General features: G+C 35.2%; 16 protein-coding genes and 1 tRNA gene. 8 read left to right on the forward strand and 9 right to left on the reverse strand.

Annotation, left to right across the window (positions count from 1 at the left end; genetic code table 11):
• Positions 1–111: 111 nt before the first annotated feature.
• From AC4G3N_RS01130 to AC4G3N_RS01140, 3 genes are all read right to left on the reverse strand, one after another.
• Entirely contained in the window at positions 112–567 is a 456-nt protein-coding gene (locus tag AC4G3N_RS01130; protein WP_491089574.1) for a YueI family protein, read from the reverse strand.
• 379 nt (positions 568–946) lie between these two features.
• On the reverse strand, positions 947–1,873 hold the full coding sequence (locus tag AC4G3N_RS01135; RefSeq protein WP_066103560.1) for a manganese-dependent inorganic pyrophosphatase: 927 nt from the start codon (positions 1,871–1,873) through the stop codon (positions 947–949).
• A 90-nt stretch (positions 1,874–1,963) separates the two neighbouring features.
• On the reverse strand, positions 1,964–4,126 hold the full coding sequence (locus AC4G3N_RS01140) for a DNA topoisomerase III (protein WP_066104290.1): 2,163 nt from the start codon (positions 4,124–4,126) through the stop codon (positions 1,964–1,966).
• Positions 4,127–4,441: 315 nt separating this feature from the next.
• Here AC4G3N_RS01140 and AC4G3N_RS01145 point away from each other — a divergent pair, with 315 nt between their 5' ends.
• Positions 4,442–4,585, forward strand: a complete 144-nt coding sequence (locus AC4G3N_RS01145; protein ID WP_175354252.1) for a hypothetical protein — start codon at positions 4,442–4,444, stop codon at positions 4,583–4,585.
• A 78-nt stretch (positions 4,586–4,663) separates the two neighbouring features.
• On the opposite strand, the gene AC4G3N_RS01150 is transcribed toward AC4G3N_RS01145, so the two are convergent.
• Positions 4,664–5,725, reverse strand: a complete 1,062-nt coding sequence (locus tag AC4G3N_RS01150; RefSeq protein ID WP_140461511.1) for a hemolysin family protein — start codon at positions 5,723–5,725, stop codon at positions 4,664–4,666.
• Positions 5,726–5,798: 73 nt separating this feature from the next.
• Complete coding sequence (locus tag AC4G3N_RS01155) at positions 5,799–7,106, reverse strand: hemolysin family protein (RefSeq protein ID WP_140461512.1); 1,308 nt, start codon at positions 7,104–7,106, stop codon at positions 5,799–5,801.
• Positions 7,107–7,924: 818 nt separating this feature from the next.
• Here AC4G3N_RS01155 and AC4G3N_RS01160 point away from each other — a divergent pair.
• The 5 genes from AC4G3N_RS01160 (at position 7,925) to AC4G3N_RS01180 (ending at position 10,744) form a co-directional block, all read left to right on the forward strand.
• The gene (locus tag AC4G3N_RS01160) at positions 7,925–8,413 is read left to right on the forward strand and encodes an STAS domain-containing protein (RefSeq protein ID WP_066103554.1); all 489 of its coding nucleotides are present in this window, start codon (positions 7,925–7,927) and stop codon (positions 8,411–8,413) included.
• 146 nt (positions 8,414–8,559) lie between these two features.
• Positions 8,560–8,633: transfer RNA gene (locus AC4G3N_RS01165), tRNA-Arg, on the forward strand.
• A gap of 374 nt (positions 8,634–9,007) precedes the next feature.
• Entirely contained in the window at positions 9,008–9,607 is a 600-nt protein-coding gene (locus AC4G3N_RS01170; RefSeq protein ID WP_066103552.1) for a DUF6944 family repetitive protein, read from the forward strand.
• A 222-nt stretch (positions 9,608–9,829) separates the two neighbouring features.
• Positions 9,830–10,246 (forward strand): hypothetical protein, encoded by a 417-nt coding sequence (locus AC4G3N_RS01175; RefSeq protein ID WP_066103550.1) that lies wholly within the window; start codon positions 9,830–9,832, stop codon positions 10,244–10,246.
• Positions 10,247–10,252: 6 nt separating this feature from the next.
• Positions 10,253–10,744: a hypothetical protein gene (locus AC4G3N_RS01180; protein ID WP_140461513.1), complete on the forward strand. Its 492-nt coding sequence runs from the start codon at positions 10,253–10,255 to the stop codon at positions 10,742–10,744.
• A 539-nt stretch (positions 10,745–11,283) separates the two neighbouring features.
• Here AC4G3N_RS01180 and AC4G3N_RS01185 read toward each other — a convergent pair.
• On the reverse strand, positions 11,284–12,372 hold the full coding sequence (locus AC4G3N_RS01185; RefSeq protein WP_139891878.1) for a copper resistance D family protein: 1,089 nt from the start codon (positions 12,370–12,372) through the stop codon (positions 11,284–11,286).
• 3 nt (positions 12,373–12,375) lie between these two features.
• On the reverse strand, positions 12,376–12,954 hold the full coding sequence (locus tag AC4G3N_RS01190; protein ID WP_491089575.1) for a copper resistance CopC family protein: 579 nt from the start codon (positions 12,952–12,954) through the stop codon (positions 12,376–12,378).
• A gap of 226 nt (positions 12,955–13,180) precedes the next feature.
• Here AC4G3N_RS01190 and AC4G3N_RS01195 point away from each other — a divergent pair, with 226 nt between their 5' ends.
• On the forward strand, positions 13,181–13,522 hold the full coding sequence (locus tag AC4G3N_RS01195; protein WP_491089576.1) for a hypothetical protein: 342 nt from the start codon (positions 13,181–13,183) through the stop codon (positions 13,520–13,522).
• Positions 13,523–13,602: 80 nt separating this feature from the next.
• On the opposite strand, the gene fbp is transcribed toward AC4G3N_RS01195, so the two are convergent.
• On the reverse strand, positions 13,603–15,531 hold the full coding sequence (gene fbp, locus AC4G3N_RS01200; protein WP_066103543.1) for a fructose-1,6-bisphosphatase: 1,929 nt from the start codon (positions 15,529–15,531) through the stop codon (positions 13,603–13,605).
• A gap of 424 nt (positions 15,532–15,955) precedes the next feature.
• Here fbp and AC4G3N_RS01205 point away from each other — a divergent pair, with 424 nt between their 5' ends.
• Positions 15,956–16,693, forward strand: coding sequence for a cyclase family protein (locus tag AC4G3N_RS01205; RefSeq protein WP_139891876.1), 738 nt, complete (start codon positions 15,956–15,958; stop codon positions 16,691–16,693).
• Between the two features lie 177 nt (positions 16,694–16,870).
• Here AC4G3N_RS01205 and AC4G3N_RS01210 read toward each other — a convergent pair whose 3' ends face one another.
• On the reverse strand, positions 16,871–17,125 hold the full coding sequence (locus tag AC4G3N_RS01210) for a sigma-G-dependent sporulation-specific acid-soluble spore protein CsgA (RefSeq protein ID WP_066103540.1): 255 nt from the start codon (positions 17,123–17,125) through the stop codon (positions 16,871–16,873).
• Positions 17,126–17,136 lie beyond the last annotated feature (11 nt).

The following is a 17,136-nucleotide window of genomic DNA, read 5'->3' on the forward strand; positions in this document are numbered from 1 at the left end:
CATACAAACTAAAACTAGAATAGTCGATGGCACATACTCACCTAACCGAAACATGCATCCAGACACCGTATTGTTTCTCGTATTAAGGGGTGCACAGTTATGACATTTTGTTTATGATTTTTTTGTAAAGAGTTGCTTAAGTGATTCAAAAAAACCTGTCTTTTTTTCTGTCTCCTCAGTATTAGTTTCTTCCTGTGCCGGTTCTTCTAATGTAATGTTATCGTTATTAATTGCATGATCATAGGCCAATACCAAACCATTAGGTGAATTATAGTCTTTATTGGTCACGATTTTAAATTGAATCCCATGTTCATCTGCTGCTTTAACGAATTTCGATAGATGGGAATAATTAATGTGGCCATTTAAATAAAGCTTAGCGCCCTTATTTTTTTTCAATAGGTCAATAAATCCATGTGGGATTTGTTTTTGAAAAACCTGAGCCTGTGTTAATGCGACAACCACACGTTCACGTAAGCTCCCAAGAAATACTTTCCGTTCAGCAGGCTTTATTTCTTTAACGCCATGTATCCCTTCCTGTAAGTAATCATCTACTGTTTTCTTATTCATTTTATTTCCTCCTTGCATACTAATTAACATATGTAAATCGTTCTTAACTTGAGCTTATGTATTAGTTTGGTTAAATGCCTTCTCAACGATTCCCTATTCGGAAAACCTGATTATTATCTTTACTATTTTTTGATTGATCTGCCTGCATTATGTATTTTAAAGCTCGCTATTTGTGTACCATTATTGATATGTCCAATCGACACTCTGGATATGAATATATAAAAAGGCACCTGTTAAAAACAGGTGCCTTGTTCGAAAAAATTGAGGCGAGTCACCACACTCCACATAGTGTGTACCATAAGGTATGTGCTCGACTTACACAATTCAGCTCATCGCATATATTAATATAACATCATGCCAGAAATTTTGCAAGTAAAATTTACGATAATGCTTCTGTTAATGCTGGAACTACCTGTTTCTTACGGGAAACAACCCCTTTTAGAACAGCTGTATTATTTACCAATGTTACATGGAAAGCTTTTTCAACAGCTGCAGCTTTATCACCAATAGCAAGGGCAACAGAATCATTTGTTAGGATATCTGTTACAACTAATAGAAATAAATCCAGACCCTTTTCATTAATAGCTGCCTGCATAGCTGCTTCGAGTTCAGCTTGCTTCGCCATTACATCGTTTGTATCAACTGCATTCACTTGTGCAATTTCCACTTTTGATGTGCCCATGGAGAACTCTTTAGCATCCAAAGAAATTAATTCTGCAATAGTTTTCTTGCTTAAATCTGCTCCAGCTTTTAACATTTCCAATCCGTATTCTTCTGCATTAACACCAGCTATTTCAGCCAATTCTTTTGCAGCAGCAACATCTTGCTCCGTGCAAGTTGGAGATTTAAATAATAAAGAATCAGAAATAATAGCGGATAACATTAAGCCAGCTACTTCTTTTTTGATTTGAATTCCGTTTTCTTTGTATAGCTTATTTAAAATGGTTGCTGTACATCCAACCGGCTCAGCACGGTAATACAATGGATCAGCTGTTTCGAAATTTGCAATACGGTGGTGATCAATAACCTCTAATACTCGAACCTGATCGATATCATCCGCACTTTGCTGTCTTTCATTGTGGTCTACAAGAATAACTTCCTGTGTTTCTTCCGCAACCTTCTCAACCAAACGGGGAGCTGCCACTTTAAATGTATCAAGTGCATATTGTGTTTCACCATTAATCGCACCAAGTCGAATCGGTTCTGCTTCAACACCCAACTCTTTTTTTAATTCAGCATAAGCGATTGCTGAACAAATTGTGTCAGTATCTGGATTTTTATGTCCAAAAATCAATACTTTACTCATTTACAAAAACTCCCTTAATATAATATGTACTCCATTTACCAGCGCAAATGGAAACTTCTTCGACCATTATACCTGAATGCACAAAAATTTTTAAGTTTTTGGAGCAATTTCATTTGAAAACAGGAAATTAATTTTACCGTCCTTCCATTCAATCGCCGCGTCAAATGATTTTTCTCCTTTTTTAAACCCTTTTATGACATTGGTTTTCCCATCTTTTAATAATTTCTGCATATTGGTTTGGGAAATCTTTTTTCCAAGGATTTTTTTCGAAAATGTAAATTTACACTGGTTTTGCTTATAATTCGCACATCCATAAAATTCACCCTTATCGACTATATCCCCTTTACACAGCGGACAGGCGCCTACCTTTTTCCCTGTTGTAAACTTAGAAGAGGTACGTTCAATCGTTTCAACCTTTAATCCTGTAAAATCCCAGGTTTCAAAGCCTTTTACAGCATCCTCAATAATCTTCCCCGTTAATTTCTTTGTCTGCTCCATAAATTGAGCAGCTGATGCTTTCCCTTGCCCGATTTCGGCCAAGCGCTGCTCCCATTTAGCTGTCATTTCAGGTGAAGCCAATATCTCGTCGCCTATCGCTCTGATCAACACTTTCGCTTTATCAGTCGCAAATACTTGATTCTTTTTAACATCTATATATTTTCTATCCTTCAGCATCGTAATAATTCCCGCTCTTGTTGCCTCCGTTCCCAGTCCTTCTGATTTCATTAGCACTTTTTCGAGTTCTTCATTATCAAGATGCTTACCGGCCGTTTTCATTAACGTAATTAATTGTCCCTCGGTATATCGTTTAGGCGGTTGCGTTTTTCCTTCTTTTACTTTAACGCTTTTCACTTTACCTTCATCATCTTTTTGGACATTCGGAAGGATGGTATCTTCATCCTTTTCTTGCTGGAAAATAATTTGTCGCCAGCCTTCTCGTATTTGCTGCTTTCCTTTTGAAATGAACTCTGCTCTTCCATCAACTAATGTTATGAGGGTTGTATAGTCAAATATGGCTGATTCATAGTGAGCAGCAATCAAACGACGCACAATTAAATCATAGATATTCCTTTCTTCTCCTGAAAGCTTGGCTGGATTCGTCACCTGTTCAGTAGGAATAATCGCATAGTGATCCGATACTTTCTTTTCATTAACAAACCTAGAGTTATTGATAATGGATTCGTTTGGAACGGGTATGAATGATTTATATTCCTCGAACTGAGCAAGTTTCGATAGGATCTCCGGGAATGTTTCCGCCTCTCCTTTAGTCACGTAGTTTGAATCACTCCGCGGATAAGAGACAATTCCCTTTTGATACAGTTTTTGCGTGATATCCAGCGTTTGTTTTGGTGAGTACTTATACATTTTATTGGCGGTTGCCTGTAAGGCCGATAAATTAAATAATAAGGGCGGCTGGAATTCTTTACGCTCCGTCTTCATTTCTATAATTTTCGCATCTTTATTTTTACAAAAAGCTGCAATATTTTGAGCCATCTCCTGCTTATCCAGTCTGGACTCCTGATCCTTTTCCCATTTTCCTTCATAAGTCTGCCCATTTATATCAAACGTAGCAATGACTTCCCAAAATGGCTTAGATTCAAATTTTTCAATCTCCAATTCCCGTTTCACTATTAAAGCTAGTGTAGGTGTCTGTACTCTTCCTGCAGAGAATACATCATTCATCCCTTTTTGTTTAAGCAGCAAGGAATAGGCTCTTGATGCATTCATGCCAACAAGCCAATCTGCACACGATCTTGTATAGGCTTCATGATAGAGAGGTATGGTTTCCTGGCTGTCACGGAGGCTGTTAAATCCTTCTAATATGGATTTTTTCGTTAAAGAAGAGATCCATAAACGCTTCATCGGTTTACGAACGCCGCTCACCGCAATAATATTGCGTACGATTAATTCACCCTCCCTCCCAGCATCACCTGCATGAATAATTGATTCGACATCTGGTCGCTTCAATAATTGCTTGATAATGTTAAATTGCTTCGTTTTTGATTTTGTTACTTCATATGTAAATTTATCAGGGATTATTGGCAATGTGGCAATAGCCCATCTTTTCCACTCCGGTTTATATTTCTCCGGTGAGGATAATTCGGTTAAATGTCCGATGGCCCATGAACATAATGCCCCTTCCGGAAATACTTCATTAGGAGCAATCTCTAAATACCCGTCCCTTTTTTTGAAAGAGAATGGAGATGCCAGTGTAACTCCTTGATCCGGTTTCTCCGCAATAATCAATGGGATTCCCATTTTCAGGTCAAACTCCTTCTATGAAAATTTGTTCATTACTTTAGCTTAAGAATCTAATTAAAAAAGTCCACTTGCTAATAGTATCATTTTTATTATTTTTTTAAAGATACTTCTATTTTACTACAAGGTTTCTGAAAAGTTTAAACTGGTAATTGATGGATAACTTTAATTGATTAGAGTATATTTAAAAAGCATATATATCTTCGTAACTCATTTACTATTAACTTTTTACCGAAATTTAGGCTATTTTATAGATAAAAGTTTTGAGGACATTACTAATAGATCAGATTAAATAAAGGAGGTATTTGTATGGAGACTGAGCATCTTCCTCAAATAAAGAAGGCATTGCTTAACTCATGGTCTTTAAAATCAAGCTCTAAATGGTCTTCGGACACCAATGACTCTCAGTATAATTACTTAAAACAAGCAGTATTCCACTATTTAAATGCATAAAAAAGAGGCTCCGAAAAGTCTTACAAACGACTCAACGGACAGCCTCCTCCTTCTACATACTATTGAACGAACTTGCCATTAAGTTGCAGGCAGTTCATCTCCATTATATTCATCTTTAATTTCTCCGACGATTTCTTCTAGTATGTCTTCCATCGTGACCAAGCCGGCTATAGTGCCTTTTTCATCTACAACGATTGCCATGTGCATCCGACTCTGCTGCATTTTTAATAATACATCCTTGATATGAGTAGTTGATTTCAAACGCGGCATATCATGAATAAAATCCTGAATTGGTCTTTCACGTCCAGCTGCTATATTTGTTAGCATTTCTTTTGTGTTAATAAATCCAACCAGAAGATCTTTATCGCTATTTTCCGTAACAGGGTAGCGGGTATATTCATAGCGATCAAGCGTTTCAAGAATTTCTTCAAGAGACATTTGCTTATCCAAAGTGACAATTTGATTTCTTGGAATCATAATATCTTTTAAAATACGTTCATCAAATGCAAAGATGTTCTCTAGATAAGCCAGTTCAGTTTGATTAATTTCTCCACTCTCATAACTTTGAGTGACAATTAGTTTCAATTCTTCCTCCGAATGGACTGTATCATGTCCAGCAGGCTGTACACCAAAAATTCGAAGGATATATTGTGCAGAACCATTTAATGCATTAATAAAAGGTTTTGTAACTCTTCCGAACCAATATAGTGGCGGCGATAAAAGCAAGGATAATCTTTCTGCAAATTGGATAGCCAATGTTTTAGGAGCAAGTTCACCTATAACAACATGTAAGAACGTAACGATGCTAAGAGCGATTACATAGGACAGGACAGTAGATACTGATTCTGATATTCCCCATTCATCAAATACAGGATGGAGCATTTTTTCGACTGTTGGTTCCCCCAACGCACCTAATATTAATCCTGTAACCGTAATACCCAACTGACATGCTGACAGGTAATAGTCTAGATTTTCTGCAACTTTTTTGGCAAGAACCGCCTTTTTGTTGCCTTCAGAAATCAATTGTTCAATTCTGGACATCCTTACTTTCAAAATGGCAAATTCAGCACCAACAAAGAATGCAGTGAGCCCAATAAATATAGCTACTAAAAATAAATTTAATGCGATTGATCCGTCCAATTATTTCCCCCTTAAAGGGGGATTCACCTCCAAGAATAGTAAAAAAATTTGTTGTTCCAATAATTCCTTTTGATTATTTCTTAACCTTTTGAGTAAACAATACTTGTTTAATTTGGTGGTTATCCATTTCCTTGACAGTCCATAGATGCTTACCATGCTCCAATGAATCTCCATTTTGAACAGTATCAATTTTTTGATATTGGATCCAGCCTCCGACTGTATCTATATCTTCACTGTCCTCAAACTCGAGACCAAACAATTCCTCCATCTCACTCAAAAGGACTCGTCCATTAATCATATATTGGTTTTCTCCGACTTTACGGATATCGGCCACTTCATCAGCGTCAAACTCATCGCGGATCTCTCCTACAATTTCTTCCAGAACATCTTCCATCGTAAGAATACCTGAAGTGCCTCCGTATTCATCAATGACTAAAGCCATGTGTACCCGTTCCTGTTGCATTTTCAACAGTGCATCCTGTATATGGGTGGCTTCAAGAACATAAGGCAAGTCTCTAACAAATTCTTCAAGTTTACGTTCTCTTTTGGCAGCAATATGGGTCAGCATTTTTTTCACATTCACTACACCGACAATCTTGTCTTTATCCCCATCTTCAACAACCGGATAACGTGTGTAGTTATGTTCATCAATAATACTCACGATTTCATCATAATTCATATTCAAATCAAGTGTAACCAATTCAGTTCTTGGAACCATTATATCCTTGGCTACACGTTCATCAAACGAAAACACGTTTTCCATGTATTCCAATTCCGTTTGATCAATTTCCCCGCCCTGGTAGCTTTGGGTCATAATAATCTTTAGTTCTTCCTCAGAATATGCCTCTTCATGTCCAGCAGGTTTGACTCCAAATGCACGAAGAATGACCCTCGATGTCCCATTTAAAGCTTTAATGAATGGTGACAGCACTCTGCCAAACCAATATAAAGGCGGCGCAAGCATTAGTGTGAGTTTTTCGGCAAATTGGATCGCAAGCGTTTTTGGTGCCATTTCCCCCACTACAACATGCAAGAAAGTAACCAGTATAAATGCAATCGCATAGGACAATGCTGATGCAACAGCATCAGACACATTAAAAAGATTAAACAAAGGATACAATAGACCTTCCACCGCTGGTTTACCCAGTGCACCAAGTCCTAAAGTGGTTACGGTAATACCAAGCTGACAGGCAGAAAGATAGTAATCGAGGTCACTTGCTACTTTTTTCGCAAGCACTGCTTTTTTGTTTCCTTCTGAAATTAATTGATCAATACGGGACATCCGAATTTTCACTACCGCAAACTCAGATGCTACAAAGAACCCTGAGGCTCCTATTAGTACAACAAGTAAAACAAGATTGATTATCGTGGTTATGTCCAATTATTTCCCTCTTAAGAGGGATTCACCTCCAAATTATTTTTAAAAATTTTTACTAGTTTCATAGTTTTTTACGTTTTGTTATTAGTTTTGGTTACATCCTTATAATCTCTAAATACTCTTCTGCATGCAAAAGACCAAACCGAGAATGTTATATGCTCTCAAATTGGGTGAAAATATAATTAAAAGTAGAAATTAATCGTTATCCTTCCTTACCATGGTAGGACACGATTCAAGAAGAGTTAAGCGGAAGATCCTTCTCTATTGAAAAACATCTTTAAAAGGAGTCTGTTGCATTGGATTATCATTCTAAGCCTTTCACCTTCTATCAAGTAAGCCTCCTTGAATAATATAGTTAGAAAAAACTATAACATAAAACTAATGATAATATAAAATGAAACCACTTATGAATATAATAAACCTCATCTAAAAGTTCAAAAAACTTTCACATATTTTATTAAAATAACATCCTTTGAGTACTAAACAATCCTAATAAAAAGGCAATAAACCTTTATTTGTTTATAATTTAGATAATCCTATAAAAATATCCATTTCAAAATTATTATTGGGTTTATAGTTTTTTGTATACGTAAATGCAAATATATAACTCTACAGAATCTTTAGCAGCACTCTAAAAATATTTTTATACTGTGTAGATGTAAACTCTAGGTCTAAACAATCCACCCTTATATATAGTATTCTTATCAGTCGGTTTAATTTCGAAGTTTTTTTAAAAATAAAGGATTTACTTGTGTTACTACCGAATTAAACAATAATATACCTGAAGTCAATGTATATATTTTATATAAGCGAGGTTGAAGATGGAGACTAACGAAAAAGAATTACTTCTTAAGCAAATAAATGATTTAACCGAGAAAGTCAGGGAGTTGGAAGCTAAGGACCGTAAAGTTTCAGTCCCGATGATCGCTTCCATCATACCCGACACCTTACTTGTTCCTTTAACTTTTGATGTTTCAGTAGCCTACTTTGATCAGGTTATTCAAATCATATTAAATTATGTAAACAACTCAGAAATCGATTCCATTGTACTTGATTTTTCCGGTTTCGTTCTAAAAGATTGTGATAATTTAGAACTGATGGGTGAGAATATAGGAAACTTAATATCCTCCTTAAAAGTGATGGGAATACAAGTCCTTGTTGTAGGATTATCACCAGAATTTGTAAAAGACTTAGTCTCTTCCCAATTACCTTTTACCAATTCACTACATGCATTCTCAACCTTTAAAACAGCACTGGAATGTTTAATGAAAGAAAAGGGTCTTATTATGGTAAAGGAATCACTGAAATAGATCGAGATTTCAGTGATATGGAATTTAACACCCTATAACATTTTCCGTAATAAACAAAATCATATTTATTAATTTAGAATATTAATTGGTTAATAAAGTTGACCTTTAGTAATAAAATTATTATAATTATAAAGTATCTTACATAAGTCCCAGTAGCTCAGCAGGATAGAGCAACAGTTTCCTAAACTGTAGGTCGGAGGTTCGAATCCTCTCTGGGACGTACGAAAAGCCTTGATTTATCAAGGCTTTTTTTTGTGTGTAAAGTAGCTGTCTAACGTTTGCCGATAATCTGCCGAAAACAATAGGTGAGATTATACATTTTGAAATATTTCTAGTGGTGTCCCAATGTCGGTTGGTCGGGCAGCCCCCCAACTTATTACTTTTATGCTTACATATATAAGTAGGTACATTTCCTTCAAATTTCTCGCTATTATAAAAAACAAAGTTCATATTCATCACTTTTATTTACATCCTTCTTGAAGAAATTCTGGAAATAGGACCATGCTGCATGAATTTTTCGTTATTTAATTTAGCAGAACATAAATTTACATATTTGAATACGATGGTGTATGACTAAAACCACAAATTAAGTTGGTGATTCAAATAGAAACCAAAACACAGATTACAACAGGTGCAATGTGGGTAGGCGCGTTTGGCAGAATTGTAACTGCTATTGGGAATACACCACCTATATCACTCGATAATAAAGCCTCATCTGATATCAATTTAATTGGTTACAATCTTCAGCTTGCGGCTACGACAGTCCTGGTTGACACTGAGAGCGTCCTGACACTAAATAAAGTTGGTAATATAATTCAGGCGGGCGGCTTGTCTGCGGAAGTGGCCGGTTATATCCTTCCATTTAGTGATTCAAATGCACAACAAACCGTATTCAATATAGGAAATGAAGGACAAGCATTGGGCACGGTTTTGTCTTTTATGTATTCATTGGAAAGAATCACCAAACTTGCTAATCTATATAATGCATTCGGAGGTTTGTTACAAACCATTGGGATTAATATGTTAGTAATAGCGGGATTTTTACCATCAACCAGTCTTAAGAGACAGCAATTCAATTCCATAGGCAGCTGGATACAAGCTATTGGTGCTATCATCCAAGCAATCGCTCAAACAATAAGTGAGTCGGATCTTTCCAAATTTCAAACCGTTAATTCAGTTGTATACTATAAATAGATAAAATTGCATTTCTTTATAAATAGAGGCGTTCCAAAAAGTCATGTTGACGATTTATTGGAACTCCTTTTTTATTTGGTGGAATATTACAATTCATATATTAATCATTTGAAAAAAGACATCTGTAATCACAATGGCATCCAGATTATATACTCTTGGAACTTCTTTAATCTTTGGGCATATATTGTTTTAACTTACTTTATAGATCAAAGGGGAAAAGATATGGCAAACACTATAAAACAATATGGGCATGCTCTTCAATTAGCCGGCGGTAACTTAGTCTATATATCAAATAAAATCTATCCACAGTTTGCTGATAATGGTTTAATCATAAACCCAGAACAATACTATATAGATTTAAAAAATGCAGTAAATGTTGCACAGACTAGCGTTCTTTGTTTAGAAAATACAATTCCTCCCTCATTTTTAGTCATTGAACATACTCAACTAGTATCATCCTTCCAAGGGATTCTAAATTGCCTAAACAACGTATTTAACACTGATAGTATGGATCATTTATTTGAATTAAATGAAATAGAACTTGAGAAAGATTTTTCATCATTAAAAAGAATTCAAGAGGATTTAAATCAAACTACATTAAAAGTTATGGAGAAAATCAGGCTACAATCAAGTAGGTGATTAGAGTTGATTAAAAAGGACTCAGAAAATCAATTTATCGAATCTTTGCCTGTTGAATTTGGAGATAAGGTTGATTTATTTGGCCAAATGATTGTCACAATAGGTAACCTTCTTACAGTTCTCGGCATCAGCTTTGAGGCAAGCGAAGTTGAGGAAATTGAAGAAGAAGAGCAATTAGAAAATACGGCAGATTCTTCTCTTCCCCCTGACCAGGCCAATGAATCCAACTTAGGTTTTATCCTTGCATTAATTGGAGCAAGTACTATAACAATTGGTGATTTAGTATCTATTGGCGGTACTTTTCTGGATATAAAACAATCAGAATTAAATGAAAAGAATGAGCAAACATACAGGGAAGAACAAAACAAACAATTTAAAAAAATCGAGAACCAGATTACCCTATTGCAAAATGATGTGAATGCTTTATTTTCGTTAGTTAATTCATTAAAAAATGAAGTTAGTCATATACAAAATTTTTTATATGCTAGATATAATTAAATGTATTTCCACACGTTTCTTTATCTCAATGGGATATATCCTATATCCTCACAATCGAATCAGCTATATACTTATCTTTATAATTTCAGATAGTACCATACAATAAGCTCCACATGTTTTTGAGCATAGTTGTGAGTAAATTGCAATTAATAGTCTGTATGCATATATCCATAAATAATTTTTATATTTCTCATTAATAAAAACGTCCTATAAATGCCTAGGACGTTCCTATTCATTATGCTTCTGCTGACTTTCGTTTCGTAAGAACGAATATAAAATATAGTTGGCAAAGCGATTAAATCTTTTTTGCTTGATGACCACACCCTATGAATACTTTGTAGTTATTCGTTACTCTATTGCTTCACGTTTAATCACCGATTTAATCGCTTTTTCAATTTCAGCGTAGCCCGTACATCGACATATATTCCTTATATAGAAAAAGGCCAATCCATTCATGAATGGCACCCATTTTGTTAAAAATAAACTTATTTTATAATCGCTAACTTAAAACCTACGGAAAAATTTATAATAATTCCCTTTTAACTAACACTCATGATCAAAGCCAAATAGCTTGAAAGGACAAAGAAGATACTAAGCACTAATGTGATCATTGATGAAGCTTTTTTAATAAACGCATAAAATAGCAAGGCTAAAAATAGAAAAGCAATAGTAATAAGTAAGATACTGATTGAATTTACACTCATCTGAACATCCATTCCTGAATAATACTGACCTTGATAAAAGAGTTCGAATAGAAAAGATAATCCTTCATGTTCCAATGTACCTGCACTTGGCGGTGATTGCTGGCTCATTGCAGCAGTTGCCGAAAAAATCAGTAGTGCTACTATACTTTCGGCTTTCACCCAGGGAACTGGATTAAAGGTTTCGTCCTCCCTTAACCTCCGTCGAATGAGTATGCCATTAACGAAAGCGTAGGCAAGCAGCACCATAATAAGAATATGTTTTATCAATAAAAATTGTCCATAATCAACCATCCAAGAATTTGGATATTGCGATAGATCTATAACAAATGTCATAAGGACTATTCCTGAAGCAGCTGTCACTAGGACACAACTAATTGCGATTGGGGTAAACCATCGCAAAAACTGCAGCCAATTCTCTTGATTTTTTGAGAACCAACTTATAACAAATAGAATACCAACCCAGACCGTTACAGCAGTAACATGCACAAAATGAGTTAAAAAACCGATGATCTGTTCCGATGTACTTGCATGACTGGACCAAGCAAGGCCCATAATCAAAAGAATGGTTAAAATACATCCAATCCAAGAGTATTTAGAATCTTCTCTTTGGTGAAATTTAGCAATAAACAGGAGTAAAATTAACATCACAATAGTTGTAAAAATCCATGCCTTGCCAATTTCGAACGTTAATAATACCGTTTGTATTCTCCCCTGCCAGTCTACTCTTTGCTGTAAGTTCAAGATTCGAATGAGTACGGGTGAAAAAGAAAATAATCCAACACCAATGGCAGCTAAGATCATATATTTCTTTCCTACAGATATGCTAGGCCGATGATGGTTTGGAACAATGGATAGAATAAAACTGCCCATTAATATGGAAAGACAAAGATATAGGGCAACTTCGCTAAAAATTACAGAGGACATTGTTTATTTTTTTCTCCTTAATGCAATAAAGGTGATTATAATAGTGACTATTAAAACACCGATAATAATAGGAACGAGATTGGATGATATATCATTTTCTGTTTGATCATTAGCAACATTTTCATTCGAATCCTGTTCATTTAAACCATCTTGATTTCCTTCATGATTTTCTACATTTTTACTCACTTGTTCTTCCTCATCGTTATTAGCTAGTGGAGATTCAGTCTCAGTAATTTTCACCTCGAATGAAAACTCCCCTTCCATTTGATGGCCATCTGCACTAATAATATTCCAATCAACAACATAATTTCCATTTATCAAACTAACAGGAATTGTTCCTGTAATTTCAGTGTCCGTGATCGTAATATTTTCAACTGAAACAGCTTGTTCCTTGGAATCCAATAGTTTAAAAGTACTGCCTTGTTCAATTTTCCCACTAAATATTAATGTTATTTCACGTAACTCTTCTGAAATAACTTCTCCGTCACTAGGTGTAGAACTCTCTAAATGAGAATGCGCAAAAGCATCAGGTACAAAAGAAACCATTAACAGTACTGCGATGATTAGTATAATTTTCTTCAAAACATTTCCCCCTGTTCGTAATTTCTTGAAATCAATTCTAATTATTGCAAAGTTTACATGTATCCCAAATAATAAGATAAGCGTATTCAGACTTATTTGTAAATTATAGATTACAATAGGTTTGATAATTTAAGGAACCCCTCACTATAATATAGGAAATAAAGAAAACAAAGAAGTCATTTACCTTTATTTAGAAGTCACACAATTAACAAGGAGATTATAAACTATGAAATATATTTGCCCCGTATGCGGTCATAAAGGGCTTGATGAACCCGCTTATTATGATTCCAAACAGTTACAAGTGGGTTCTTTTGAAATATGTTCTTGTTGCCGGTTCGAATATGGTGTTGATGATGATGTGGAATTGGAAAGCGGAGAATTTTTACCCGTAAGAGATGTACACAATATCTATCGTACAGTGTGGCTGAATTTAGACGCACATGTCGCCTCACCTTATTACTTATTACTATCCAACTTACTGCCAAGAGAACGGGAAAGTGAAGCCAGAACATTTAGAAAAGCAATTAAAGAATATAGGTATAAACACATTTGGAAGACCGATACATGAAGTATAAAGTTAACCATATTGATTTTGCTTAAACAAAAAAAACAGGAACACTGTTCCTGTTTTTTAAGTACAAGCTGCTATCAATCCATATAGCGATATTCCCTTAAACTATTTAATATTGAAATTTCCTGAATTATTTTCTCTCCAATATTGGTTTCTCTAACCTTTTTCCGTTTTAATTCTTTATCTACCAATCTTTTTATTGATAAAACATCTGTCCCGTTAAGTAAGACATCTTCCTTTGAATTAAAATGCTTATGGGCGACCAATTGCATACCGTAAGAATTATATAGCAATGTATATCCTGCTATGCCTGTAGTTGATTGGTATGCTTTGGAGAAACCTCCATCAATTACGATCATTTTTCCATTTGCCTTAACTGGATTTTCTCCCTCTATTTCTTTAACTGGTGTATGGCCATTTATGATATGACCTGTGTCAGGATCCAGATCAAAATCAGCTAGTATTTTGCGACAAATTTCTTCATTCTCGCGTAAATGATAGTATGGATTCTTTCTTTCTTTATGGGTTGACTTGTCCTTAATAAAGTACCTCTCAAAAGTTGTCATTTCTCTTTTTCCAAAGAGTGACGAATATTCTCCCGTCCATAAATACCAGACCATATCCGTCGCAAGATCACCCGACTCTTCAGGATGTGCAAAAGAATAACGTAAATATTGCTCAAAAACATCAAGTAACTCACGACCTGAATAGGTGTTATTATCGACGGTCATCTTCTCCATATTTCCTTCTTCATCTAAAGGAATACACCCATGTATTAATAGGTTCCCGTTATATTTTAAATAAAGGCTTCCTTTCTTCATAAGGAAATTCATATGTCTCGCGAGCTTTTCTGAATTCTGAACTGAGAATAATAACTTTTCCATAACCTGCTGTTCTTCCTCTAATAACTGTTCAGGCTGTTCGGGATTAACCGTGGCAAAGCAAGTGTTTTCAAGAGGGTAAGTCTCCCCATAAATCGTTATTTCATTTTTATCATAATCAATTTTCTCTAATAAAAGCCTATCTGACATATTAAAGCACGGACGTCTCTTTATTATAGGCATTTCGAGTTTGAATTGAATCATCGCAATTGCTTGATGAATTTTCGTTATTTGTAATTTTTCATGACTAGATAGTTTCTGATCTGAATGTACCTTTGGTCTGAAAGCCGGATTGTCATCATAGTATTTCTCAGCCAGAGTTAACAAAGGCCTCAAATTGATTCCATACACATCTTCAATAATATCGAGATTGTCATACCTTGCACAAATACGAATAATATTAGCAAGACAAACCAATGAACCAGAATAAGCACCTAGCCAAAGTACATCGTGGTTACCCCACTGAATATCAACCGAATGATAATTGATTAGAGTTTCCATGATTTTATCAGGTTCAGGTCCACGGTCATATATATCGCCAACAACATGAAGATGATCGACAACCAATCTCTGAGTTGTATAGGCAAGACCTGTTATGAGTTTATCAGCTTGGCCTAAGGAGATGATTTGCTCAACAATTTCATTATAATATTTTTCCTTATTTGCTTGATTCGTTTTGTACAGCAGTTCTTCGATAATAAATTCAAACTGCTTTGGCAATGCTTTTCTTAATTTCGAACGGGTATATTTGGATGAAGCATGAGAAATAAGTCTCATCATCCGCTCAATAATAACGATATACCATTGATTCAATTCTTCTTTATTATCAAATTGATTTTTAATTAACTTTAATTTCTCTTCAGGATAATAAACTAATGTCGCAAATTCATTAATTTCTTTTTCTAATAAAACATCTTGAAACAAGTCTTTGATTTTTTGTTTTACATTCCCGGAACCGTTTCTCAGTACATGTTGAAAAGCTTGATACTCCCCATGTAAATCACTGACAAAATGTTCTGTCCCCTTCGGTAGGTTAAGGATGGCTTCCAAATTAATAATTTCTGTTACTACTTTTTCTTCACAATCATATTTTTGGACGAGTAAGTCCAGGTATTTTGAATTCAAATATAAGTATCCCCTTTCGATATTTCTATCAATCTAATCGATTGGATCTAATTAATAAAAGGGGAAAGCGAATGCATTTGTAAATTCCCCGAATTAGCGAATATAGTAATTTAATTATAATTTATTTAACCAATAGTTGAATACAGATTTTTTAAATTTCTAATAGTAAAACCGTCACTGGTTTGCAATAATAACTTTGACCGGGATAAGTTTTTTAAGAATGAATAATTCTATTTCACTATTGGTAAAAATCATGCTCAATTCATTAACCATTCTCTTATCTGTAATGATATTAACTATTGCAAAAGTAATAAAAAATATCATACCTGATATTCTTTTTAAAGGGAGAGCTTGTTGCCGTTACACCTCTATGATAAAGTATATAATAATTATTTGAAAATTGAAAATTATGGAGGCTGAGTAGATGGTAAACAATCTGTTGCAGGTACTTAATATCTTGAAATCTAAGGAGTGGGTGGACCTCACTCATACATTTGGACCAGATTCCCCTCATTTCTTTATGTTTGATGACGCACAGATTGATACTTTATTTACTCATGAAGACGGATTCATGGCACAGCGTTATTCGTTCGCTGGTCAATATGGAACCCATATTGATCCTCCCATTCATTTCGTGCCAGACACCCGGTATTTGGACGAATTGGAACTAAAGGAGCTTGTGTTGCCCTTGATTGTGATTGACAAATCAAAAGAGGCGGCGAAGAATCCTGATTTCACACTCACCATCCATGATATTTTAGATTTTGAAACAGAACACGGAACAATTGAGGCAAATACATTTGTGGCTTTGCGCACCGACTGGAGCAAGCGCTGGCCAGACAAAGAGGCCTTCTCCAACAAAGATGAGGAAGGCCATAATCATATCCCTGGCTGGGGCTATGAAGCGTTGAAATTTTTGTTTGAAGAACGAAGAATCAAAGCTATTGGCCATGAAACCTTTGACACCGATTCAGCTATTGACTTCCGTAAAAATGGGGAACTTAGAGGCGAATATTATGTACTTTCTCAGGATACGTATCAAATTGAACTCATGAAAAACCTGGACAAGTTGCCTCCTAAAGGAGCTATCATCTTTAATATCGTACCGAAACCTGAAAAAGCGTCAGGCTTCCCAGTACGTTCGTTCTCTATTTTGCCTTGATAGGACAAATATAAAAAAGGAGTTGCTATGCACCTCCTTTCTTCTTGAGCAATTTTTAGTAAATAAATCTTATATAGTGTCTCTGGAATAATTGAATCGTTCTGCCTTCTCCCTGAAACGTATGATGTCAGCAAAGCTTGATTTTGTAATCTTGAAGTCGTGCGAAATAAAAATTCTTCAAACAAACAACAACTCATAAATCTCATTTAAATGCTTGGATCGTTCTTCGTCCTGCTCTTGGTTTGAATAAGCAATGGCATTTTGTAAAACCCTATTTAGGTAGTGACTTTCACCCACTGATAAATCTCTGACAAACTGTTCTCCGCTGTCGTAATTTCCGTCAGAAATCATATTATAAATATGCTTGCCAACTTTGCTGTCCTCCGTATGTGCTGATAAAATTTCCTTCACATATCCTAATGACTGGTTCATAAAGTACACTC

It is taken from the genome of Bacillus sp. z50 (assembly GCF_058313585.1).